This window comes from Amycolatopsis pretoriensis, assembly GCF_900107925.1.
Taxonomy (GTDB): domain Bacteria; phylum Actinomycetota; class Actinomycetes; order Mycobacteriales; family Pseudonocardiaceae; genus Amycolatopsis; species Amycolatopsis pretoriensis.
The window spans coordinates 93,196-114,716 of record NZ_FNUJ01000002.1 but is presented as its reverse complement, the minus strand read 5'-3'; the positions used below and the strand labels follow the sequence as shown (position 1 = coordinate 114,716).

The following is a 21,521-nucleotide window of genomic DNA, read 5'->3' as shown; positions in this document are numbered from 1 at the left end:
CAACCGGTCTTGCTCGATCCGGCCCGGTCCCGCTCGTGCCAACCGGTCTTGCTCGATCCGGCCCGGTCCCGCTCGTGCCAACCGGTCTTGCTCGATCCGGCCCGGTCCCGCCCGAGCCAACCGGTCTTGCTCGATCCGGCCCGGCCCCGCCCGAGCCAACCGGTCTTGCTCGAGCCGGCCCGGCCCCGCCCGAGCCAACCGGTCTTGCTCGAGCCGGCCCGGCCCCGCCCGAGCCAACCGGTCTTGCTCGAGCCGGCCCGGTCCCGCCCGAGCCAACCGGTCTTGCCCGAGCCGGCCCGGCCCGGCTCCACCACAGCCGAGCTGACCCGGCTGGTTCACCCGAGCCGGCCCAGCCGCCCCAGCGCAGCCCGCCCCCACTCGGCCCGACCGCGCTCGCCGCCCGGCGTCTTGAATGACTCATTCCGGACCTCCGCCGCCGGCCGCGGCCGCCACCCGCGTGCCGTGCGAGCAAGTTCACCGCGGCCGAGCTGACCCCACTAGCTCAACCGAGCCGACCCAGCCCGCCCCCAGCGCAGCCCGACCTCACTCGGCCCCATCGCGCTCGCCGCCCGGCGTCTTGAATGAGTCATTCAGGACCTCCGAAGACCTGAATGACTCATTCCGGACCTCCCACCGCCACCCGCGCCCCCTGGGAGCAAGCTCACCACGGCCCACCCTCCCCGCCGTGTTGAGATGACAACGTGATCACCAACCCCGGCACCTTCCTCCTGCTCGTCCTGGCCGGCGTCGGCGCCGGCCTCACCGGGGCCACCGCCGGGCTCGCCTCGCTCGTCTCCTACCCCGCCCTGCTCGCCGCCGGGCTGCCGCCCGTCACTGCGAACGTCACCAACACCGTCGCCATGCTCGGCACCACCGCCGGGGCCGCCGCCGGCGCCCGGCCCGAGCTCGCCGGCCAGCGGCGGCAGATCGTTCCCCTCTGCGTCATCACCACCGTCGGCGGTGCGGGCGGCGGGCTCGTCCTGCTCCTGACCCCGTCCGACGCCTTCACCGCCATCGTCCCGTGGCTGATCGGCGGCGCCTCGATCGTCCTGATCGCCGGTCCGCGGCTGCGCCGGCTGGCCGAAGGCGCCGAGCACCACGGCCTGAGCCCGGCCACCGCCGTCGCCGCGTTCTTCATCGGCGTCTACGGCGGCTACTTCGGCGCCGCCGCCGGCGTGCTCATGCTCGCGCTGCTCGTCTCGGTCTGGAGCCAGCCGCTGGCCCGGACGAACGCCGCGAAGAACCTGGTCACCGGCTCGGCCAACCTGCTCGCCGCGATCGTCTTCGCCTTTACCGGCAAGGTCGTCTGGGTCGCCGCGCTCGCCGTCTGCCTCGGCTCCCTCGCCGGCTCGTGGCTCGGCTCGAACCTGGTCCGCCGGCTCCCGGCGACGCCGTTGCGCATCGGGATCGGCATCGCCGGCCTGGGGCTCGCCGCGGTGCTGGCGTTCTCCTGAAAACAAGGCATGATCGGCGGGGTATCGGCGAGCAGGAGACCAGATGAGCATTGTCGGGACCAGGGTGGTCCGCCAGGAGGATCGGAACCTGATCACCGCGGGCGGCACCTACGTGGACGATCTGCGGGAGGAAGCGCTTTCCGGCGCCGCGCATGCGGTGTTCGTGCGCAGCCCGGTCGCGCACGCGCGAATCGAAAACATCGACGTCAGCGAGGCGAAGGCGGCACCGGGGGTGCTGGGCGTGTTCACCGCCGCCGACCTCGGCCTCGACCCGCACGCCGCGGGACCGGTGAAGGAACCGTGGCTGGCCGACGGCGTGGTGCGCTACGTCGGCGAGCCCGTCGCGCTCGTCCTCACCGAGGAGCGCTACCAGCTGGCCGACGCGGCCGAGCTGGTCGACATCGACTACGACCCCCTCGACGCCGTCGCGAGCATCGACGCGGCACTGGCCGGCGAGACGCTGCTGTACCCCGACACGGGCAGCAACGTCATGCAGGTCAACGGGGCCGAGGAGTTCGACGAGTCGATCTTCGACGGCTGCGACGTCGTCGTCACGCAGGCGATCGTGAACCAGCGCGTCGCCCCCGCGCCCCTCGAAGTCCGCGGCGCGTCGTGCGCGTGGGGCGAAGACGGCCGCCTGACGGCCTGGCTTTCCACGCAGAACGCCCAGATCGCCCGCACGCAGCTGGCCATGAGCCTCGGCGTCGGCGAAGAAAAGGTGCGCGTGATCGCCCCGGACGTCGGCGGCGGCTTCGGCGCGAAGATCGGCGCGGACCCCGAGACGACCGTCCTCGGCTGGGCCGCCAAGGAGATCGGCCGGCCCGTCCGCTGGGTCGAGTCGCGCAGCGAGAACCTCACCTCGATGACGCACGGCCGCGCGCAGCAGAACACCGTGACGATCGGCGGCCGGCGCGACGGGACCGTCCTCGCGTACCGCCTCGACGTCGTCCAGGACGCCGGCGCCTACCCGCGGACGCTGTTCCTCCCGACGCTGACCGAGCTGATGGCCGTCGGCGTCTACCGGTTCCCGAAGGTGGAGACGCGCAGCCGCGCGGTCGTCACGAACACGACGCCGATCGCGGCCTACCGCGGCGCCGGCCGGCCGGAGGCGACGGCCGCGCTCGAGCGCGCCATGGACGTGTTCGCAGCCGAAATCGGGCTGGACCCGGCCGAAGTCCGCCGCGTCAACTTCATCCGACCCGAGGAGTTCCCGTACCAGACGCCGACCGGCGCGTCCTACGACACGGGCGAGTACGCGGCGGCGCTGGACAAGGTCCTCGAGGCGGCCGGGTACGCGGAGCTGCGCGCCGAGCAGAAGCGGCGCCGCGAGGCGGGCGACGTCGTCGAGCTCGGCCTCGGGATCGCCGCGTACGTCGAGATCACCGGCGGTGACGCGGGCGGCGAGAGCGGCCGCGTCGACATCCACCCGGACGGCTCGGTCGTCGCCTGGACCGGCAGTTCGCCCCACGGGCAGGGCCTCGGGACGTCGCTGGCGATGCTCCTGTCCGACCAGCTCGGCGTGCCGCTGGAGAAGATCACCGTTCGCCACGGGGACACCGACGAGGTGCCCAAAGCCGTCGGCACGTTCGGCTCCCGGTCGCTGCAGCTGGGCGGTTCGGCGATCCGGCAGGCCGCCGACGAGGTCATCGCGCAGGCCCGCGAACTGGCCGCCGACCTGCTCGAAGCGGCGCCGGAGGACCTCGAGCTGGACGCCGAGCGCGGTGTCTGGCAGGTCCGCGGCGCGCCGTCGAGCACGGTGCTCAGCTGGGCGCAGGTCGCCGAAACGGCCGGCGGGGGCAAGCTCACCGCCGACGTCTGGTTCGGCGGCGGCAAGCCGACGTTCCCGTTCGGCGCGCACCTCGCCGTCGTCGAGGTCGACACCGAGACCGGCAAGGTCGAGCTGCGGCGCATCATCGCCGTCGACGACGCCGGCCCGATCGTCAACCCGCTGACCTTCCGCGGCCAGCGCCACGGCGGGCTCGGCCAGGGTGCCGCGCAGGCGCTCATGGAGGTCGTCACCTACGACGAAGACGGCAACCCGACGACCGCGACGCTGGCGGACTACTCGTTCGTCACCGCAGTGGAGCTGCCGGACTTCGAGCTGGTCGACATGGCCACCCCGACGGACCGGAACCTGTTGGGCGTCAAGGGGATCGGCGAAGCCGCGACGATCGGTTCGACGCCGGCGGTGCACAACGCCGTGGTGGACGCCCTGTCGTCCCGCGGGGTCCGGCACCTGGACATGCCCACGACCCCGATCCGGGTCTGGGCCGCACTTTCGAAGGGAAACGCGCGGTGAAGGTTTCGATCGAGGTCAACGGGCGCCCGGTGGCCGAGGAGGTGCCGGACCGGACGCTGCTGGTGCACTTCCTGCGCGACACCGCCGGGCTCACCGGCACGAACATCGGCTGCGACACGACGTCCTGCGGCGCCTGCACGGTGCTGCTCGACGGCGAGTCGGTCAAGTCCTGCACGGTGCTGGCCGCGCAGGCCGACGGCCACGCCGTCACGACCGTCGAGGGACTGTCCTCTTCGGACGGTTCACTGCACCCGGTGCAACGCGCGTTCCGTGACCAGCACGGGCTGCAGTGCGGGTTCTGCACGCCGGGCATGATCATGGCTTCGGTGTCGCTGCTGGCGGACAACCCGAAGCCGACGCGCGACGAGGTGCGCGCGGGGCTCGAGGGAAACCTGTGCCGCTGCACGGGGTACCACAACATCGTCAGCGCCGTGATCGACGCGTCGGGTCAGGAGGTGGACCGGTGATCCCGGCTTCGTTCTCCTACGAGCGTGTGTCCACAGTGGACGAAGCGCTGTCCCGGATGGCTTCTCTGGGCGACGACGCCAAGGTGCTGGCGGGCGGGCATTCGTTGCTGCCGTTGATGAAACTGCGGCTGGCGGCCCCGGAGTACCTGATCGACATCGGCCCGATCGACGAGCTGCGCTACGTCCGCTTGGACGGCGACGACGTCGTGATCGGCGCGTTGTCCCGCTACAGCGACCTCGTCCGGGACCCGGTGCTGCTGGAGCACGCGCCGTTGCTGGCGCACGTGTCGGGATCGGTGGGCGACCGCCAGGTCCGCCACCGCGGGACGATCGGCGGCTCGCTGGTGCACGCGGACTCGGCGGCGGACCTGCCGGCGGCGGTCCTGGCATCGGACGCGGTCCTGGTCGCCCGCGGCCCTTCGGGGGAGCGCCGGATCCCCGCGTCGGAGTTCTTCCTCGGCCCGTTCACGACGCCGTTGGAGCCGGACGAGCTGCTGATCGAGGTCCGGCTGCCGCGTCAGACGGGAATGGGCTGGGGCTTCGAGAAGTTCACCCGGCGCGCGATCGACTGGGCGATGGTCGGGGTAGCGGTCGTCGGCGGCCGCGTCGGCTTGGTGAACATGGGCGGAGTCCCACTGCGGGCGACGGCCACGGAGCAGGCGCTGGCGGCGGGGGAGTCCATCGCGGACGCGGCTTCGCAGGCGGCCGCGGACACGAACCCGCCCGACGAGCCCCACGCGACGGCGGAGTACCGCCGCCACTTGGCGCGGGTGCTGACCCGTCGTGCGTTGACTACGGCCGGCTGACGTCCGTCGATCACCGGCGCCGCCTGTTCGCGGCGCCGGTGATCGCGACGGCCGATTCCCGCCAGCCCGGCTTTCGCGCCTTGGGCAGGATCGAGGCGTGAACACTTCTGCGCACACGCCCATCGAGCCCGGAATCCTGTACTTCGGTACCCCGGTCGTCTTGATCTCCAGCGACAACGAGGACGGTTCGGCCAATCTGGCGCCGATGTCATCGGCGTTCTGGCTCGGGTGGCGGGCGATGCTCGGGCTTGGCGCTCGGTCCAAGACCACCCAGAACCTGTTGCGTACGCGCGAATGCGTACTGAATCTACCTTCGGACGACTTGGCCGCGGCTGTCGATCGGCTGGCTTTGACGACGGGTTCCGATCCGGTTCCGCCTGGGAAGGTGAAGCGGGGATACTTCCACGTCGCGGACAAGTTTTCCCGTGCCGGCTTGACTTCTGTTGCTTCCGAGACCGTTTCGCCGCCTCGGGTTGCCGAGTGCCCGGTTGCCATGGAGGCCGTTGTCGAGGCCGTGCATCCGATCGCCGACGAGGATCCTTCGCAGCGCGGGGGGATTGTGGCCATCGAGGTTCGGGTTCAACGGGTTTTCGTGCATGACTCGATCCGGGTTCCCGGCAGTCCCGACCACATCGACCCCGACGCTTGGCGACCGTTGATCATGAGCTTTCAGAAGCTTTATGGTTTGGGGCCGCAGGTTCATCCGTCTACTTTGGCCCGGATTCCCGAGCGGTTGTATCGGGGTCCTGATATCGATCGGGCCCGTTCTGTCGGTGCGGGGTCTCGTGGTTGAGCATTGCACGCCGCGGGGTCGCCAGGTCGCTTGTGTCGAGCGGCCTGGCGTCCGGAAGGCCTAACCCGCCGTCAAGTCACGTCGCGTCCAGCTGGGTCAACAGCGGCCCCAGCGTCTTGATCCCCGCCGTCACCGCCGCCCGGCCCTTCGCCGAACTCACCGCCGGCTGCTGCGTCAGCAACACGACCACATACCTCCCGCTCACCACCCCGGTCGTGTTCAACACCAGGGCGTTCCGCAAGATCATCCACCCCTGCTTGATCTGCCAAGACCGCCCCGCCAACCCGTCCGGAATCCCGAAGTACTGATCCCACCCGTCGTCCGCCGGGTTGCGCGCTCCGGCCAACGCCGCCAGCAACGGGGCCGCCACCTCGTCCGGGATCACGTCCAGCAAATACTCGTACGTCGCCACCACGTCCGACGCGCTCGTCCGGGCCATTCCCCACTGCGTCGGGTCCGTCGGCGGCGTTGTGTGCGTAAGGCCGATCAACGCCGCCGTTCGGGTCACTATCGCGTTGCCGCCGTTGCGCTCCCAAAACTCCGAGGCGATCGCGTCGTTGCTTCCCTCCAGCATGTCCGTCAGGTCCTCCACCGCGTCCGCGTCCGGCAACGCCCACGTCCCGTCCGCGTGCACCTCGTCGATCGCGATCAGGAGCTTGACCAGCGATGCCGTGTAGTACGAGCTGTCCGCGTCCAGCGAAGCCAGCTCCTTGTCCGACTCCCGGTCGTACAGGACGAACCCGACACTCGTACCGCGCGATGCCGCCGTCACCGCGTCGCTCACCTCGCGAGCCACCGAGGACAAGTCCGGGTACGGCGCCTCGGACGTCGACGCCACCGGGCTGATCGCCGTGTCTTCAGGCGCAGTTGCTACCGCAGGCGACACCGGTGCCGCCCGGTGGGCGTCGGTGGCCACCACCGTCCCGGCCGTCAGCGCGGCCGCCGTCAGGCCCGCGGCCGCCAGCGTCCGGCCGATCCGTCTTCCCATGCCCGCTCAACGTGCGGCACACCCCGATCGACCTGTCGTTTCGCTGTGTCTTGCTGTGGAAACGCTGTGGCCGGGAGCACAGCGGGCCGCCCGCGCGGCAGGCGTAGCGTCGACTCGTGAGCGATGTGAAGATTCTCGTGGTGGGCGCCGGCGCGACCGGCGGGTACTTCGGCGGACGGCTCCTGCAGGCTGGCCGGGACGTCACCTTCCTCGTGCGGCCGGCCAGGGCGAAGCTGCTGCGGGAACGCGGCCTGCGGATCGTCGGCCTCGGTGAAGAGACCACCCTCGACGCGCCGCTCGTCGAGACCGGTTCCCTCGACCGCGCCTACGACCTCGTGCTGCTCGCCGTCAAAGCGACCGGGCTGGCCTCGGCCATCGACGATTTCGCCCCCGCCGTCGGCCCCGGCACGCTGATCCTGCCGTTCCTCAACGGGCTCGCGCACATCGACGCCCTCGACAAGCGCTTCGGCGCGGACACCGTGCTCGGCGGCGTCGCCAAGGTGCAGACGACCGTCGACGACGACGGTGCCATCCGGCGGCTCGGCCCGTTGCAGAGCCTGGCCTACGGCGCCCGAGCCGAAGCGCCCGAAAAGCTCGCCGACGTCCACGCCGCTCTGAACGACGCCGGCTTCAGCGCCACCCTCGACGAGCGGATCACCGAGTCGATGTGGGCGAAATGGGTGTTCATCGCCGCGATCGGCGCCGTGAACAGCCTGATGCGCGGCACCATCGGCGACGTCGTCGCCGTCCCCGGTGGCGCGGAGTTCGCCGAAGCCGTCGTGGCCGAAGCGGCCGCCGTCGCCGCGGCCGCCGGGTACCCCGTGCCCGCCGCCGACCTCGCGGCCACCCGGAAGACCGTCACCGACCCCGCGATGGGGGGATCTTCGCTGTACCGCGACCTGCTCGGCGGTCACCCGGTCGAGGGGGAGCAGATCTTCGGCGATCTCACCGCGCGTGCCCGTGAGCTGGGCGTTGCGACGCCGCTGCTCGATCTCGTCACCCTCCAGCTGCGCGTGCACCAGCACCGCATCGGGTGACGTGATCACCTAGCGCGCTTTGCCCGCACAGGCCGGGGATCGTGGTCTTTCGGGCACCCGCGTGGCGGCGCCGACGCGGGGTTCCCGGGCACTGCTAACCTTCGGCAGGAAAGTTGCTTGAGGGTTTGACGAACGAATGCAGCGAGGGGAAATGGCGGACAGGTTCGAGTTCGTCCTCGAGGTCGTCGAAGCCCTCGTCGTCGGTCAGGCGACCGGCGGCGACATCCGGCGCTACCCGTTGCGCGCGGGCAACCTCCCAGCGGACCCGGTGCGGTTCGTGCGGGTCGCGCGCCAGGTGTACGACGCGCTCGAGGAGCGACGGCTTTCGGTGTCGGGCGAACTGCACCCGGGGGTGCGGACGGCGTTCGAGCTGCTGGCCGAGCCACGGGTTTCGGTTGCGGTCAGCGGGATCGACGGCCTCGGCGCCGACGTCGCCGTGCTCGTGGTCACCGACGGCGCCCAGGCGCTCGGGATCACCCAGGCCCCGGACAGCGACGACCTGCTGTTCTCGCTGTTCGCCGACGAGGAGCTGGTCGAGGTCGTCACCGGCGTCCTGCCGCCCGCCCCGGCCGCGACCACCGGCAGGCACGTCGTGCACCGGGCGGCCGGCCGCGAGGTCTCGGCCATGACGGCGAAGCGGATCGCGGACGCCGAATTCGACGAGGAAGAGACCGACGCCTTCGGCATGATCGAGGTCAAGGCCGTGGTGCGGCCGGGCCGCCGGCCGCCGGCGCCGAAGCCGTCGGACGTCGCGGTGCTCGAACGCGTGCTCGCCGAACCGCGGCTCGGCGGCGGCCACATCGCCGTCACCGCCCAGGGCCGGCGCGGCGAGCGGCTCGCGGGCGACCCGCTGAGCTGGCTGGACACCGCCGACGGCCGCTACCTGGTGCGCACCACGACCGGCGAGGCCGGCGAGCTGACCGCCGAGTACGTACCGGCCGGGCGGGCCGACCTCGCCCGCGCGATCCGCGACGCCATCGCCGCGGTGTACTGACCGGAAAGGGAACAGTCCTGATGACGGAAGAGACCCAGGCGGTGGCCCAGGCTCTCCAGGCGACGGCGCAGATGCAGGCCACGACCGACCCCGCCCAGAAGGCGATGGCGGCGGTCCGGGTCGGGCTCGCCGGCGCCCAGCTGAAGCGGCTCGCGCAGACCGGCGGCTTCGCCATCGACGACACCACGGGCAACCAGCTGATCGAGGCCCTGGAAGGCGTGCTCGAGTCGCTCGAGCAGCGCTGGGCGAACCTGCAGCGGCTGCACGACGCGCCGGCGATGAGCCGGACCGCGACCGGCCAGTGGGTCTCCGCGCACATGGTGAGCACCGCCGCCGACGAGAACGGCCTGGTCACCCAGCTGCAGGCGGCGCGCCAGGAGTTCCCCACCTACATCGAGGCCATCAAGCTGGCCAAGAAGAACTACAAGTCCCGGGAAGAGACCACGCGCGCGACGCTGACCTCGCTCCCGACCGCCGACCAGAGCTGAGGGAGACCGTGGCACCCACCGCCGAGTCCGTCTCGGACCCGTCGTCGCCGGACTACGACAAGCACAGTCCGCTCTACGACGTGACGGCCGATTCGTCGTCGAAGTACTACGTCGGGCCGCTGAAGACGGACAACACCCCCTCGGGTGACGAGATCCGCGAGATGGCCACCCAGCAGATCGACGACGAGATCCGGGCCGGCTGGCTCGGCCCCGCCGTCGACCCGGTGCTGCGCGACAAGAAGATCCAGGAGCTGTACCAGCAGCACCTCGACAACGCCAAGCACGGCCTCGACGAGGGTCTCACCATGCGTGAGAACGGCGGCGCCCCGAAGACGCTCTGGGCCAACGCCAGCCACGAGCAGATGAACGACGCCATCACCCAGGACGCCAACCCGGCGACCGTCGCGGAGACGTCGGAGGAGTGGGTGAGCGTCGGCAACGACCTCGGCACCCACCAGAAGACCCTCGGCGACGCGATCAACGCGAGCACCAGCAACTGGCAGGGCGACGCCGGTGACGCCGTCCGCGAGCACCTCGCCGGCGTCGGCAAGTGGCTCGGCGCGACCGCGCAGGGCGCGACGCTCGCCGGGCGCCAGCAGGAGATCCACTCCCAGGCGCTGAACGAGACCCAGCGGCAGATGGTCGCGAACCCGCCGGTGCAGTTCGACCTGCAGGCGACCAACCAGAAGCTGATGGCCATGACGGACCCGGTGCAGTACGCCGCGGCCGCCGGCGAGGCCATGCAGACCTACCGCGCCCAGACGGCCGCGCGGGACCACGCCGCGCAGATCATGAGCCAGTACGACGAGACCATCGGCGCCGCGGTCGCGACGCCGCGGTTCCCGGCCCCGCCGAAGCTCCCGACCGCCACCGCGTCGGCGCGCACGATGGGCACCGCGGCCGGCGGCGCGGGCACGAGCGGCGCCCAGCCGCTGATGGCGCGCACGGCGATGGACCCGGCGCTCGACCCCACGACCGCGGGCCGGACCCAAGCGGAGCTCGACGCCGCCGGGCTCGGCGGCGCGGGCGGCCCCGGCGGCAGCGGCGCGGGCATCCCCGGCGGGGGCGCGGGCGGCTCCGGCTTCTCCGGCAGCGGCATCCCCGGCGACGGTTCGGGTGCGGGCGGGTCCGGCTTCTCGGGCTCCGGCATCCCCGGTGGCGGCAGCGGCAGCGGTGCCGGCGGCTCGGGCTTCTCCGGGGCCGGCATCCCGGCCGCCAGCGGTGGCGGCGGTGCCGGTGGCTCGGGCTTCTCGGGTGCCGGCATCCCCGAAATCCCCGGCGGCAGCTTCACCGGCTCCGGCATCCCCGGCTCGTCGGTGCCGGGCTTCGACGACTCGACGACGTCGTCCGGCTTCACCCCGTCCGGGATCGGCGGGAACACCGGTGGCACCGGCGGCACGGGCTACACCCCGCCGTCGATCCCTAACATCCTGGACGTCTCGGGCGGGGGCGGCGGGGTCCGCGGCGGCAGCCCGATCCCCGGGTTCACCCCGCCGGGCATCGACCCGATCACCGGGCTGCCCACCGGTACCGGCCCCGGCGGTATTCCGAACAGCGGCATCCCGGGTGGCGGCAAGATGCCGACCATCGGCCGCGGCGGCGGGATCAACGGCGAGAGCATCGCGAGCCGGCTCGGCGGCATCGGCGGCGGGACCGGCGGCGGCTCCCTCGGCGGGATCGGCGGCGGTGGCGCGGGTGGCGTCGGCGGTGGCGTGCGCGGCACGGGCGCGGGCAACCTGGCCGGTGGTGCCGCGTCCGGCGCGGCCGCGGAGGCCGAAGCCGCGGCGGCGCGCAACGCGGGCCTGGCGGGCAAGTCCGGCGCCGCGGGCAGCCCGGGCATGGGCGGCATGGGTGCCGGTGCCCGCGGCGGCAAGAAGGACGACGACAAGGAACACAAGTCGGCCGATTACCTCGAGAGCGACGACCCGAACTTCTTCGCGGGCGAGCAGGCGGTCGCGCCGCCGGTGATCGGTGACTGGAAGAACCAGGATTGGAAGTGAACGCATGACGGCCGCGGGCTTCGAGGTCGAACCGGACGAGCTGGTCGCGCACGCGAGCCACGTGGAGAGCCTGATCGACCGGCTCGACACGGCGTCCGCCGCGGCGGACTCGGCGATGTCGGACCACGCCTACGGGCTGCTGTGCGCGTTCCTGCCGCCGATCATCCGGCCGACGGGGGAGAAGGCGAAGGAAGCGCTCGGCGCGTCGGCGGAAGGCGTCCGCGGGCTCGCGGACAACGTCAAGACGGCCGCGCAGTCCTACCGCGACGGGGAAGAGGCCAACGCCCAGCCGTTCGAGCGGCAGCTCGCCGCGTCGCCGCGCACGGCGGAATCGAGGGCGCAGGCATGACGTCCCCGAACAACAACGGCCTCGGCGACCTGATCCGGGACCCGGACGAGGCGATCCGCCGGATGGACGACTGGGCGGCCGGGTTCGCGGCGAAGGCCGAGCGCTACCAGGCGGCGCAGGAGGAAACCGAACGGCTGCGGCTGACCGCCAGCACCAGCGACGGCGCCGTCAGCGTCACCGTCGGCGCGGACGGCACCGTCACCGACCTGACGTTCAGCAACAAGGTCAAGTCCTTCCCGCTCGACGAGCTGTCCCGGGCCATCCTGACCACCATGCGGCGGGCGCAGTCCGGCATCGCCGAGAAGGTGGCCGGGGTGATGTCCGAGCAGCTCGGCGACGAGGACCGCGAGACCCGGACGCTGCTGCTGGACAACCTCCGCGGCCGCTTCCCCGACCCGGACGAGCCCGACGAGCCGCCGGCCGCCGAGCCGCCGCCCACCCCGCCGGCGCCGTCCGGCGGGGCCGCGACGCCGCCGGCGTCGGGGACGTCTCCGGGGCCGGCGACCCCGCCGCGCCGCGGGACCGGGGCCGATCCGGACGAGCAGGACAACAACCCCTGGTGACGAGCGGCTGAACGACCGCTCGACAAGGACGGCTTCCGGGGTCGACACTGATCCGATGACCGGTCTGATCCCCGGAAGCCGCGTCCGCCTGCGCCCCGCCGCAGCCGCGGACGCCGCCCGGTTCGAGGAGATCCTGTCGCACCCGGACATCGCCCGCTGGTGGGCGGACGCCGAAGAGCCGGTGGCCGACCAAGTGTCCTACCTACTGGACCCCGACGAGGGCACCACGACCTACGCCGTCGAGCACGATGACGTCGTCGTGGGCATCGAGCTGGCCTTCGAGGAGGCCGATCCGCAGTACCGGCACGCCGGCATCGACATCGCGATCCACCCGGACTGGCAGGGCCGCGGCCTCGGAACGGACGCGATCCGGACGCTGGCCGAGCACCTGTTCACCGTCCGGGGGCACCACCGGCTGGTGATCGACCCCGCGGCGGACAACAAGTCCGCGATCCAGCTGTACCAGTCGCTGGGCTTCCAGCCGGTCGGCCGGATGCGCGCGTACGAACGCGGTCCGGACGGCAGCTGGCACGACGGGCTGCTGATGGACCTGCTGGCCGAAGACCTCGTCCCCGCGCTGGCCGGCTCGTGAGCACCCCGGTCGCGGCACGACAGCTGCGGCGAGTCGCCGTGGCCAGCGCGATCGGGACCACCATCGAGTGGTACGACTACTTCATCTACAGCACGGCGACGGCGCTCGTGTTCGGCAAGCTCTTCTTCACCACGCTCTCGCCCGCGTCCGGCACGCTCGCCGCGTTCGCGACGCTCGGCGTCGGGTTCCTGGCCCGCCCGGTCGGCGGGATCCTGTGGGGCCACTTCGGCGACCGCGTGGGCCGCAAGGCGATGCTCGTGCTGTCGCTGCTCCTGATGGGGGTCGCCACGGTCGGCGTCGGCCTGCTGCCGACGTACTCCGCGATCGGCGTCTGGGCGCCGATCCTGCTGCTCGTCCTGCGGCTGCTGCAGGGGTTGAGCGCGGGCGGCGAGTGGGGCGGCGCGGCGCTGATGGCGGTCGAGCACGCGCCGGAGGGCCGGCGCGGGCGGTACGGCGCCTTCTCTCAGATCGGCGTCCCGGCCGGGCTGATCCTGGCGCAGCTGCTGTTCTTCATCCTCGGCCGGTCGCTGACCGACGCGCAGTTCGCGGCGTGGGGCTGGCGGGTGCCGTTCCTGGCGAGCATCGTGCTCGTCGGCGTCGGCCTGGTGATCCGGCTGCGGATCGAGGAGTCGCCGGTGTTCGCGCGGCTGCGCGAGGAAGGGGCGCGCAGCCGCCGGCCGATGGTCGACGTCTTCCGCGAGCGGCCGCGCTCGGTGCTGGTGGCGACGGGCAGTTTCATCGCCAACACCGCGATCGGCTACATCTTCCTGGCGTATCTGCTGTCCTACGGCACGTCGGTGCTGAAGATCGACCGCACCACGCTGCTGGTGGTGGTGATCGTCGGCAGCGTGACGTGGCTGGTGAGCATCCTCGTCACGGCGGCGTGGTCGGACCGCATCGGCCGCAAACCGGTGTACCTGGCCGGGTCGGTGCTGCTGGTCGTCTGGCCGATCCCGTTCTTCCTGCTGGTGGACACCAAAGCCGCGGTCTGGCTGATCGTGGCGGTGGTGGTGCTGAACATCGGGCTGGGCGCGACGTACGGGCCGCAGTCGGCGTTGTTCGCGGAGCTGTTCGAGCCGCGGTACCGCTACAGCGGCGCGTCGTTCTCCTACGCGGTGGGCGCGGTTCTGGGCGGTGCCTTCGCGCCGTTGATCGCGACGAAGCTGCAGGCGGTCACGGGCACCTCGTTCTCGGTGTCGCTCTACCTCGTGGCGGTGGCCCTGCTGAGCCTGGTGGCGGTGCTGTTCATCCCGCGCTCAGAGCCGGTCTAGCCGGACCGCGGCGGCCATCCGCTCGTAGCCCGCGTCGCCGGGGTGCAGGTGGTCGCCGGAGTCGTAGGCCGGCAGCATCCGGAGCGGGTCGGCGGGGTCGCGGACGGCGGCGTCGAAGTCGACGACGCCGTCGAACACCCCGCTGGTGCGGATGAACGTGTTCACCGCTGTGCGGGTCGCTTCGAGGGTTTCGTCGTAGACGCGCCAGCCCTTGAACGGCGTGAGCGTGCCGCCGAGGACCCGGATGCCGCGGGCGTGCGCCTGCGTCACCAGCTGGCGGTAGGCCGAGGTGATCGCGCCGGGGTCGGTCTGGTGCGGGTCCTGCTGGATGTCGTTGATGCCCTCCAGCACGATGAGCGTCCGGACGCCGCCGACGCTCAAGACGTCGCGGTCGAAGCGGGACAAGGCGTTCTGGCCCGCGCCGGACCCGGGGACGTCGAGCAGCAGCCGGTTGGCGCTGATGCCGGCGTTGAGCACGCCGAAGCGGCCGTGCAGCCGGTCGGCGAGGTAGTCCGGCCAGCGGTGGTTGGCGCCGGCGACCGAGCCGACGCCGTCGGTGATCGAGTCGCCGAGCGTCACGATCGAGGCTTCGGCACCGCCTTGGACGTCGACGCCGGAAACGTAGTGCCACACGGAGGTTTGCTCGGTGTAGGGCGCGCCCGCCTCGCTGCCGGCGAAGTCGCCCGCGCGGGTGAAGTAGGAAGTCTGCGACGCGGCCGGGTGATAGGTGACCGGGCCGGACTTCGTGGGCACGTAGGTCGTGACGAGCAGGTTGGCGTCCGCCGGGATCCGGGTGGCGACGGGGTCGCTGAGCGCTTCGGCACCGGCGGGGACGACGACGCTCGGCGCGCCGCCGAAGGTCAGCTCGCGCAGGGTGCCGGGGACGGCGTCGGGACCGGTGGCCTGCACCGCGATGGTGACGTGCCCGAAGGTCAGGGGAGCGGCGCCGAAGGCGTTCGAGAGGTGGACGCGCGCGCGGCCGCCGCCGGCGCTGGAGTGCACGACGTTGCGGATCGAGAAGCCGGGATAGCCGTCGGGGGTGTTGGCGACGGCGGCCGCGGGCGCGGCGGCCCAGGTGCCGACCCAGCCGTTGACGGCGTGCTCGGTGGCTGCGGGGAGAGCGCTTTCCGGATTCGCGCTGCCGGACGTCGTGAGGATGCCGAACCCCGCCAGGATCGCCGCGCTCACGGCCAGGAAGCGTCGCATGTACTCACAGTGTCGCGGCTGCTCCGGACCGGGGACCGCTGATCAGGTGAGCGAACCGGACAAAATCTCGGACAGCGTGGGAGCGGGCCCGTCCGGGATTCTGGGGATGCCGGACGGGCCCGCGCGAGGTGGCCGTTGCCGCGACGGCCGCTCGCCGGAGTGCCCGGATCCCGATCGGGCGGAGGCTGGCCCGGATCGTTGCGTCGTGGCAACCCCGGAGGGCGTGTGCGAGACGCCCTCACCCAGAGCACGGCCGGTGGTGCGGGGCGGTTCAGCGGGTGGGGTGATTTGGCCGGGAATCGCGGTATGCGCAGGTCGGGGGCGGGAGGAGGGGTGCCGGCGCTCGTGCCGGGCTCGTGACGAGCAGCCGACCCGGCGGTGCGGCGTCGGCAGGCAGCGGGCGCCGGTATCCGGCCCGCAGTGCGGGGTGGCGGATGGCGGCCTCGCGCCCGCACGCGGGCGGGCGTGGGGCAGCCTCGAGTAGCCGAGCTCGCGGTGCGGAGTGGCCGGCGGTGCGCGGGTGGCCGGAATCGGCGGCGGCGGCCCCGATGCGCGGCCGAGGTCGCCCTGCCTCGAAAAACCGGGCCCGCACAGGCCGATGGCCCGGCTCGCAAGCCGGGCCATCCACGAAAACTCAAGCGGCGGCCGGAAAACCGCCACCCAAAACACGGTGCCCGGCATCAGTCAGCTCGGCCGTGGCCCACTGGCCCGGCGACGGTGTCCCGGCCGCCCGGATCAACCCGGCGCGAGCCAGGTCGTGGGCGGTGTTCTGGTCGCAGCACGGCAACCCGTCCACGCGGAGGTCGGGTTCACAGCTGCAGCGGAGCTCGGCGCGCCCGTCGCGGACCGCCTTGAGCATGGCGATCGCGCGGCGGCTCAGCGCGTTCTGTGGGGTGGACATCGGTTTGGCCTTTCGGTGCGCGGCTGGGTTCTGGCGGCGAGTGCTGCAGCTCGTACTGAGGACTACGCGCCGGATGTGAGCGAGGTTCACTTCGATCGCCTCTTGACACCGACTGGCCCAGCGAGCAGGGTCAGTCATCGGATGAATCAGCCCCGCCAACGACAGAACAGCCAACAAAGGCTGCACTCTGTCGTCCTTCCGCCGTAGTCATCCGATCCCTGGAGGTTCAGTGACGACCTTCCCCCGCCGGCAAGCCCTCGGCATCGCGCTCGGTGGTGCCGTGGCCCTCGGCGCCGCCGGCCTCGGTCCGGCCGCCGCCGCCGTGCCCGTGGACGCCGCTCCGGACGGTCCCGGCACCCCGATCGTCCCGCCCCCGCCGCCCGTGCCCGTCGCGCTCGACGCGTGGTTCACCAACGACGGCATCGACAGCGCCTCCGCCACCGGTGGCGACTTCGACGGGTCCGGCTACACCTTCCCGGCCGAGCACCTGCCCGCCGGGCAGACCGCCACCGTCGGCGGCGTCCCGTTCACGCTCGGGTCCGCGGCCGCCGGCGCGAAGAACAACATCGCCGCCACCGGTCAGAAGATCGACCTGCCGAAGGGCCGCTACTTCGTCGTCTACTTCCTGGTCGCGGCCAGCTACGGCAGCACCGGCGGCACGGCCACCGTGCACTACGCCGACGGCAGCACCAGCACCGGCTCCCTCTCCGGCCCGGACTGGTACACCGGCACCGGCGCGCTCGTCTCGCCGTTCCGGTACGCGCCCGGCGGCGTCGTCGACAACAACCCGGTTTCCCTGGCCACCGGCCAGGTCTGGGTCGACCCGGCCCGTGAGGCCGTCGCCCTGACCCTGCCCGCCACGGCGAACCCGGCGCCGAACGTCTCCAGCCTGCACGTCTTCGCGCTGACCCTGCAGCCGGTGGCCGTGGGCCGCTCGGCGCTCGTCCTCGACAGCCGTTCGACGGCGAACCTGCTGTCCGACGGCGGTCCGCAGGCCGCCGAGGCGACCATCGTCAACGCCGGCACCGTGTGGCTCGGCGCCGGTGACCGGGTGAGCGTCACCGTCGACGTCCCCGGCGGCCGGACGACCGTGCCGGCGGCCCTGCGCGCGCTGGCGCCGGGGGAGCAGGCGACCGTGCGGCTCGGGATCGCGCCGAACGCGTCCGTGCCGCCCGGAACCACGACGAACGGCCAGGTCCGCGTCACGGCCGGCCGGGGGACCCTCGCCACCCAGCAGGTCCCGATCACCCTCGGGATCCCGGACTTCCGGCCGACCGACGCGTCACTCTCGACGCACCGCGCGCCCTACTGGTTCACCGACAGCAAGTTCGGCATCTTCATCCACTGGGGCGTCTACGCCGTGCCCGCGTGGGCGCCGGTCGGTCAGCAGTACGCCGAGTGGTACTGGCAGAACCAGCAGGACCCGAACGGCGCGACCTACGCCTACCACCGAGAAAAGTACGGCGAGAACTTCGCCTACGACGACTTCATCCCGATGTTCACCGCCGCGAAGTTCGACCCCCGCGCGTGGCTGAACCTGATCGCCGACGCGGGCGCCGAGTACTACGTCCTGACGTCGAAGCACCACGACGGCTTCGCCTTGTGGGACACCGAGGTCAGCGACCGCAACTCCGTCAAGCTCGGCCCGAAGCGCGACATCATCGACGAACTGTTCACCGCGTCCCGCAAGTACACGCCCCAGCTGCGCAACGGTCTCTACTTCTCGCTGCCCGAGTGGTTCAACCCGGACAACCCGTGGATGGGCCACGCGCCGCGCAACCCGTACACCGGTGCGCCGCTGCCCTACACCGGCTACACCGCGGGCAAGGACTTCGTCCGCGACTACCAGGCGCCGCAGGTGCTCGAGCTGATTTCGGAGTTCGACCCGGACGTCCTGTGGTTCGACATCGGCGGCGTCAACGACACGCGCACCACGATCACCGAGTACTTCAACCACGCGAAGAACCGCAAGCGCCCCAAGGACGTCACCTACAACGACCGCGGCGGCATCCCCGACCACGACTTCACCACGCCGGAGTACACGACGTACCCGAACACCGTGGTGGCGAAGTGGGAGGCGAGCCGCGGGCTCGACCCGTTCTCCTACGGCTACAACCGCGCGACCCCGGACGACCGGTACATGACGGCGGAGGAGGTCGTCCGGACGCTCGTGGACATCGTGTCGAAGAACGGCAACTTCCTGCTCGACATCGGCCCGGACTTCGACGGCACGATCCCGGACGTCATGCAGAAGCACCTGCGCGACGCGGGCGCGTGGCTGAAGGTCAACGGCGAAGCCATCTACGGCACGACGTACTGGTCGCGGATGGCCCAGCTCGGCGACCTGCGGTTCACGGTCAAGCAGAACGAGGCCTTCTACGTCCACTCGCTGGCGGCGCCGGGCAGCAGGCTGGTGGTCGACGCGCCGGTCCCGATCCGGGCCGGGGACCGCGTGACGCTTCTGGGCCACCGCGGGAACCTGCACTGGACCGTCGAAAACGGCTCGCTGGTGATCGACGTCCCGGCCGCGGCCCGGCAGGCCGGCCGGTACGCGTGGGTGTTCAAGATCGCCTGGAGCTAGAGGTCGGCGTTCTTGCCGATGTACAGCTCCGCGAACGCCGCCGCGGCCGCGGGCGAACCCAGCAGGCGGCGCATCCGGGCTTCCGCGATGCGCGCCTGGAACGGGTTGCCGCCCGTGGCCGCGGTGTGGTGGAAGATGTCCGACAGCCACTGGGAAAACTCCTGGTACTGCCACACCAGCGGCAGGCACGCGTCGGAGTACCCGGCCAGCCGCGTGGGATCGCCCGCGTAGTGCGCCTCGTACGCTTCGGCGAGCAGGAAAGCGTCGTGCAGGGCCAGGTTCATGCCCTTCGCCGCGATCGGCGCGACCAGGTGTGCCGACTCGCCGGCCAGGTGCAGGCGGCCATGGGACATCGGCTCGACGACGTAGTTGTGCATGTCGAGGATCCGCTTCTCGATCAGCTTCCCCTCGGTGATCGGCCCGTCCGGCACCGCCAGCCGGGCCTTCAGCTCCGTCCAGACGCGCTCGTCGGGCCAGTCCGCCTCGGTCTCGCCCGCCGCCGTCTGGAGGTAGAACCGCGTCACCGCCGGCGTGCGGGCCATGTGCGCGCCGAACCCGCGCGGGTGGATGCCGAACAGGACGCCGTCGGCGGACGGCGGCGCCTCCGCGAGCAGGGCCAGCCAGCCGATTCCGTAGTCGTGGTGGGCTTTCACGGTGGTTTCCGGCGGCAGGTACCCCTGCGTGACGCCGCGGGCGCCGTCGCAGCCCGCGACGAAGTCGCACTCGATCCGGTGTTCGCCGGCCGCGGTCCGGAACGTGACGGCGGGGGAGTCCGACGTCAGGTCGTGCAGCCGGACGTCGGAGACCTCGAAGACGGCCTCGCCGCCCGCGTCGGTGTACTGCGCGACCAGGTCGGTCACCAGAAGCTGTTGCGGGTAGACGAAATGCCGCTGCCCGGTGACGTCGCCGTAGCGGAAGGGGTGCCGGCGCCCGGCGAACCGGAACTCGAACGCCTCGTGCCGCGGCGCCTTCGCGACGAGCTGCTCGCCGAGGCCGCGCTGTTCGAGCCCGCGGACAGCCCACTCCTCGATGAACCCGGCCCGCGGCCGCTGTTCGATGAACGCCCGGCTCCCGGTTTCCAGCAGCACGCAAGGGATCCCCGCGCGCCGCAGGAGGTTCGCCACCGTGAGCCCGGCCGGACCCGCCCCCACCACGGCCACCGCCGTGCGCGTCGCCACCATGTGCCCGAGGGTAGCGCGAACCGGGCTCAGTAGAACTGCCGCAGTTTCGGCCACGCCGTCGACCACGGCTCGGTCAGCGTGCACAGCGAGAACGCGGTGCCGTTCTCGTCGTTGTCGACGCCTTCCGCGGTGTGGTACTTGGTGACCGGGCGGCACCCGGTGATCAGCCGCGACGCGGGCGACCCGCGTTCGAACCCGCCGACGAGCAGGACCGGGCCGACCAGCCGGTCCGGCGGCGGACCCCAGTCGGCGTAGGACATGTGCGGCGAGTACGGCTGGGGCAGCCCGAGCGCCGGCCCGTAGTGCTCGAGCGCGCCCGCCTCGCCGTAGTTGCCCGCGATGATCACCGCGGTGTCCCGTTCGGTCGCCGGGATCCGCGCCCATGCACCGGCGACGGACTCGGCGAACCCGGGCCAGCCGACCTGTTCGCCGGGTTCCTTGTTGACCGCGAGCAGCGGGCCGTTCAGCGCGGACACCGGCACGACCGGGAGTCCGGTGAGGACGGACACGACCACGCACACCGCGGCCGCCACGCCGGTCAGCGCGCGCCGGGCCGTGCCACCGCGGCCCAGCCACCGCAGCGCCGGGTCCGCGCCGAGCGCCACCAGCGGCAGCAGCAACGGCACCGAGTAGTACGGCTTCCCGCCCAGGACCAGGAGTTCGGCGCAGACGATCGGATAGGCGACGGCGAGGGCGCGGGCCCAGCGCACTGCCGGATCGCGCCACGGCCGCACGAGCCCGGCGATCCACACGGGCACCAGCACGGGGGAGAGGTAGACCAGCTGCATCGGCACGAACAGCGCGCGGTTCTCGCCGCCGTCGTCGTCGCTGATCCCGCCGGCGACGGTGAGCATCGGCCAGCCGTGCGACGCCTGCCAGACCACCACCGGCGCGGCCAGCACGACGGCGATCCCGACGCCCGCCGCGAGCCACCAGGTCCGCAGCACCCGGCGCGGCCCGGCGACGGCCACGCCGATGCCGAGCCCGGACAGCAGGAGCAGGACGAGCCACTTGTTCGCCAGCCCGACGCCGGCGGCGGCGCCGACGGCGAGCCACCACCGGCCGTCGCCGGTGCGCAGGAGCTTCAAGCCGAACAACGCGATCAGCGACCACAGCAGGACGTCCGCGGAGTTCGTCGCCAGCATGTGCGACACCACCAGGACGTACGCCGAGAGCGCCGTCGCGATCGCGGTGAACAGCTGCGCGCCGCGGCCGCCGCCGAACTCGCGCGCGATCAGCGCGACGACCACGACGGTCGCCATGCCGAGCAGCGTCGCGGCCACGCGCAGGCCACTCGGCGTCTCGCCGAACACCGCCGTCGACGCGCGCGCGAGCCACGGTGTGATCGGGGGGTTGTCGACGTAACCCCAGTCCGGCCGGTGGCCCGCCGCGACGAAGTACAGCTCGTCGCGGTGGAAGCCGTAACGGCCGGACAACGCGGTCAGCACGACCGCTTGGACGGCGACGACGATCCCCACCGGAAGCGCGGCGAACCGCGGTGGTTCCGGACTGGCCCCCATGACAGCCTCCCCTCGGCGTGCCCGGGATCGT

At 72.1% G+C, this 21,521-nt stretch carries 19 protein-coding genes; 14 read left to right on the top strand and 5 right to left on the bottom strand.

Features of this window, described 5'->3' with window-relative positions:
* The first annotated feature begins 701 nt into the window (after positions 1–701).
* From BLV96_RS07380 to BLV96_RS07360, 5 genes are all read left to right on the top strand, one after another.
* On the top strand, positions 702–1,454 hold the full coding sequence (locus BLV96_RS07380; RefSeq protein ID WP_091388906.1) for a sulfite exporter TauE/SafE family protein: 753 nt from the start codon (positions 702–704) through the stop codon (positions 1,452–1,454).
* Positions 1,455–1,497: 43 nt separating this feature from the next.
* Complete coding sequence (locus tag BLV96_RS07375) at positions 1,498–3,753, top strand: xanthine dehydrogenase family protein molybdopterin-binding subunit (protein ID WP_086676480.1); 2,256 nt, start codon at positions 1,498–1,500, stop codon at positions 3,751–3,753.
* On the top strand, positions 3,750–4,220 hold the full coding sequence (locus BLV96_RS07370) for a (2Fe-2S)-binding protein (RefSeq protein WP_086676481.1): 471 nt from the start codon (positions 3,750–3,752) through the stop codon (positions 4,218–4,220). The genes BLV96_RS07375 and BLV96_RS07370 overlap by 4 nt, the downstream gene beginning before the upstream one ends.
* On the top strand, positions 4,217–5,026 hold the full coding sequence (locus BLV96_RS07365) for an FAD binding domain-containing protein (protein WP_086676482.1): 810 nt from the start codon (positions 4,217–4,219) through the stop codon (positions 5,024–5,026). The genes BLV96_RS07370 and BLV96_RS07365 overlap by 4 nt, the downstream gene beginning before the upstream one ends.
* Positions 5,027–5,123: 97 nt before the next feature.
* Complete coding sequence (locus BLV96_RS07360; RefSeq protein ID WP_167379558.1) at positions 5,124–5,819, top strand: flavin reductase family protein; 696 nt, start codon at positions 5,124–5,126, stop codon at positions 5,817–5,819.
* Between the two features lie 76 nt (positions 5,820–5,895).
* Here the strand turns inward: BLV96_RS07360 and BLV96_RS07355 are convergent, their stop codons facing one another.
* Positions 5,896–6,807: a hypothetical protein gene (locus tag BLV96_RS07355; RefSeq protein ID WP_086676483.1), complete on the bottom strand. Its 912-nt coding sequence runs from the start codon at positions 6,805–6,807 to the stop codon at positions 5,896–5,898.
* A gap of 116 nt (positions 6,808–6,923) precedes the next feature.
* Between BLV96_RS07355 and BLV96_RS07350 the strand changes: the two genes are divergently transcribed.
* The 8 genes from BLV96_RS07350 to BLV96_RS07315 all read left to right on the top strand — a co-directional run bounded on the left by BLV96_RS07350 (position 6,924) and on the right by BLV96_RS07315 (position 14,101).
* Complete coding sequence (locus BLV96_RS07350; protein WP_208608169.1) at positions 6,924–7,844, top strand: 2-dehydropantoate 2-reductase; 921 nt, start codon at positions 6,924–6,926, stop codon at positions 7,842–7,844.
* Positions 7,845–7,995: 151 nt separating this feature from the next.
* Complete coding sequence (locus BLV96_RS07345) at positions 7,996–8,838, top strand: ESX secretion-associated protein EspG (RefSeq protein ID WP_086676485.1); 843 nt, start codon at positions 7,996–7,998, stop codon at positions 8,836–8,838.
* Positions 8,839–8,858: 20 nt separating this feature from the next.
* The gene (locus BLV96_RS07340; RefSeq protein ID WP_086676486.1) at positions 8,859–9,326 is read left to right on the top strand and encodes a hypothetical protein; all 468 of its coding nucleotides are present in this window, start codon (positions 8,859–8,861) and stop codon (positions 9,324–9,326) included.
* An 8-nt stretch (positions 9,327–9,334) separates the two neighbouring features.
* The gene (locus tag BLV96_RS07335; RefSeq protein WP_091388904.1) at positions 9,335–11,326 is read left to right on the top strand and encodes a PPE domain-containing protein; all 1,992 of its coding nucleotides are present in this window, start codon (positions 9,335–9,337) and stop codon (positions 11,324–11,326) included.
* A gap of 4 nt (positions 11,327–11,330) precedes the next feature.
* Positions 11,331–11,675, top strand: coding sequence for a type VII secretion target (locus tag BLV96_RS07330; protein ID WP_086682634.1), 345 nt, complete (start codon positions 11,331–11,333; stop codon positions 11,673–11,675).
* Positions 11,672–12,238 carry a YbaB/EbfC family nucleoid-associated protein gene (locus BLV96_RS07325; protein ID WP_086682631.1) on the top strand — a complete coding sequence of 189 codons (567 nt, stop codon included), beginning with the start codon at positions 11,672–11,674 and terminating at the stop codon, positions 12,236–12,238. Before BLV96_RS07330 ends, BLV96_RS07325 begins: the two co-directional genes overlap by 4 nt.
* Before the next feature lie 55 nt (positions 12,239–12,293).
* Positions 12,294–12,830 (top strand): GNAT family N-acetyltransferase, encoded by a 537-nt coding sequence (locus BLV96_RS07320; protein WP_086682628.1) that lies wholly within the window; start codon positions 12,294–12,296, stop codon positions 12,828–12,830.
* A 38-nt stretch (positions 12,831–12,868) separates the two neighbouring features.
* Entirely contained in the window at positions 12,869–14,101 is a 1,233-nt protein-coding gene (locus BLV96_RS07315; RefSeq protein WP_244180092.1) for an MFS transporter, read from the top strand.
* Here the strand turns inward: BLV96_RS07315 and BLV96_RS07310 are convergent.
* Together BLV96_RS07310 and BLV96_RS07305 are read right to left on the bottom strand one after the other, a co-directional pair.
* Complete coding sequence (locus tag BLV96_RS07310; RefSeq protein ID WP_086682622.1) at positions 14,087–15,307, bottom strand: SGNH/GDSL hydrolase family protein; 1,221 nt, start codon at positions 15,305–15,307, stop codon at positions 14,087–14,089. The genes BLV96_RS07315 and BLV96_RS07310 overlap by 15 nt on opposite strands.
* Positions 15,308–15,941: 634 nt before the next feature.
* Positions 15,942–16,208: a hypothetical protein gene (locus BLV96_RS07305; RefSeq protein ID WP_091388901.1), complete on the bottom strand. Its 267-nt coding sequence runs from the start codon at positions 16,206–16,208 to the stop codon at positions 15,942–15,944.
* 229 nt (positions 16,209–16,437) lie between these two features.
* Here BLV96_RS07305 and BLV96_RS07300 point away from each other — a divergent pair, with 229 nt between their 5' ends.
* A complete protein-coding gene (locus tag BLV96_RS07300) occupies positions 16,438–18,789 on the top strand; it encodes an alpha-L-fucosidase (RefSeq protein ID WP_086680352.1) in 2,352 nt (783 codons plus the stop codon).
* On the opposite strand, the gene BLV96_RS07295 is transcribed toward BLV96_RS07300, so the two are convergent.
* Both BLV96_RS07295 and BLV96_RS07290 read right to left on the bottom strand, forming a co-directional pair.
* Complete coding sequence (locus tag BLV96_RS07295) at positions 18,786–19,970, bottom strand: 4-hydroxybenzoate 3-monooxygenase (protein WP_086680354.1); 1,185 nt, start codon at positions 19,968–19,970, stop codon at positions 18,786–18,788. The two genes, BLV96_RS07300 and BLV96_RS07295, sit on opposite strands and share 4 nt — an antisense overlap.
* Before the next feature lie 26 nt (positions 19,971–19,996).
* A complete protein-coding gene (locus BLV96_RS07290) occupies positions 19,997–21,490 on the bottom strand; it encodes an ArnT family glycosyltransferase (protein ID WP_086680356.1) in 1,494 nt (497 codons plus the stop codon).
* Between the last annotated feature and the right edge of the window lie 31 nt (positions 21,491–21,521).

What these genes read in the sequence shown, in the direction of transcription:
- BLV96_RS07320 (WP_086682628.1), top strand. Translation starts at nt 12,294, where the DNA reads ATGACCGGTCTGATCCCCGGAAGCCGCGTCCGCCTGCGCCCCGCCGCA.
- BLV96_RS07345 (WP_086676485.1), top strand. Translation starts at nt 7,996, where the DNA reads ATGGCGGACAGGTTCGAGTTCGTCCTCGAGGTCGTCGAAGCCCTCGTC.
- BLV96_RS07340 (WP_086676486.1), top strand. Translation starts at nt 8,859, where the DNA reads ATGACGGAAGAGACCCAGGCGGTGGCCCAGGCTCTCCAGGCGACGGCG.
- BLV96_RS07305 (WP_091388901.1), bottom strand. Translation starts at nt 16,208, where the DNA reads ATGTCCACCCCACAGAACGCGCTGAGCCGCCGCGCGATCGCCATGCTC.
- BLV96_RS07290 (WP_086680356.1), bottom strand. Translation starts at nt 21,490, where the DNA reads ATGGGGGCCAGTCCGGAACCACCGCGGTTCGCCGCGCTTCCGGTGGGG.
- BLV96_RS07325 (WP_086682631.1), top strand. Translation starts at nt 11,672, where the DNA reads ATGACGTCCCCGAACAACAACGGCCTCGGCGACCTGATCCGGGACCCG.
- BLV96_RS07330 (WP_086682634.1), top strand. Translation starts at nt 11,331, where the DNA reads ATGACGGCCGCGGGCTTCGAGGTCGAACCGGACGAGCTGGTCGCGCAC.
- BLV96_RS07355 (WP_086676483.1), bottom strand. Translation starts at nt 6,807, where the DNA reads ATGGGAAGACGGATCGGCCGGACGCTGGCGGCCGCGGGCCTGACGGCG.
- BLV96_RS07310 (WP_086682622.1), bottom strand. Translation starts at nt 15,307, where the DNA reads ATGCGACGCTTCCTGGCCGTGAGCGCGGCGATCCTGGCGGGGTTCGGC.
- BLV96_RS07375 (WP_086676480.1), top strand. Translation starts at nt 1,498, where the DNA reads ATGAGCATTGTCGGGACCAGGGTGGTCCGCCAGGAGGATCGGAACCTG.
- BLV96_RS07295 (WP_086680354.1), bottom strand. Translation starts at nt 19,970, where the DNA reads ATGGTGGCGACGCGCACGGCGGTGGCCGTGGTGGGGGCGGGTCCGGCC.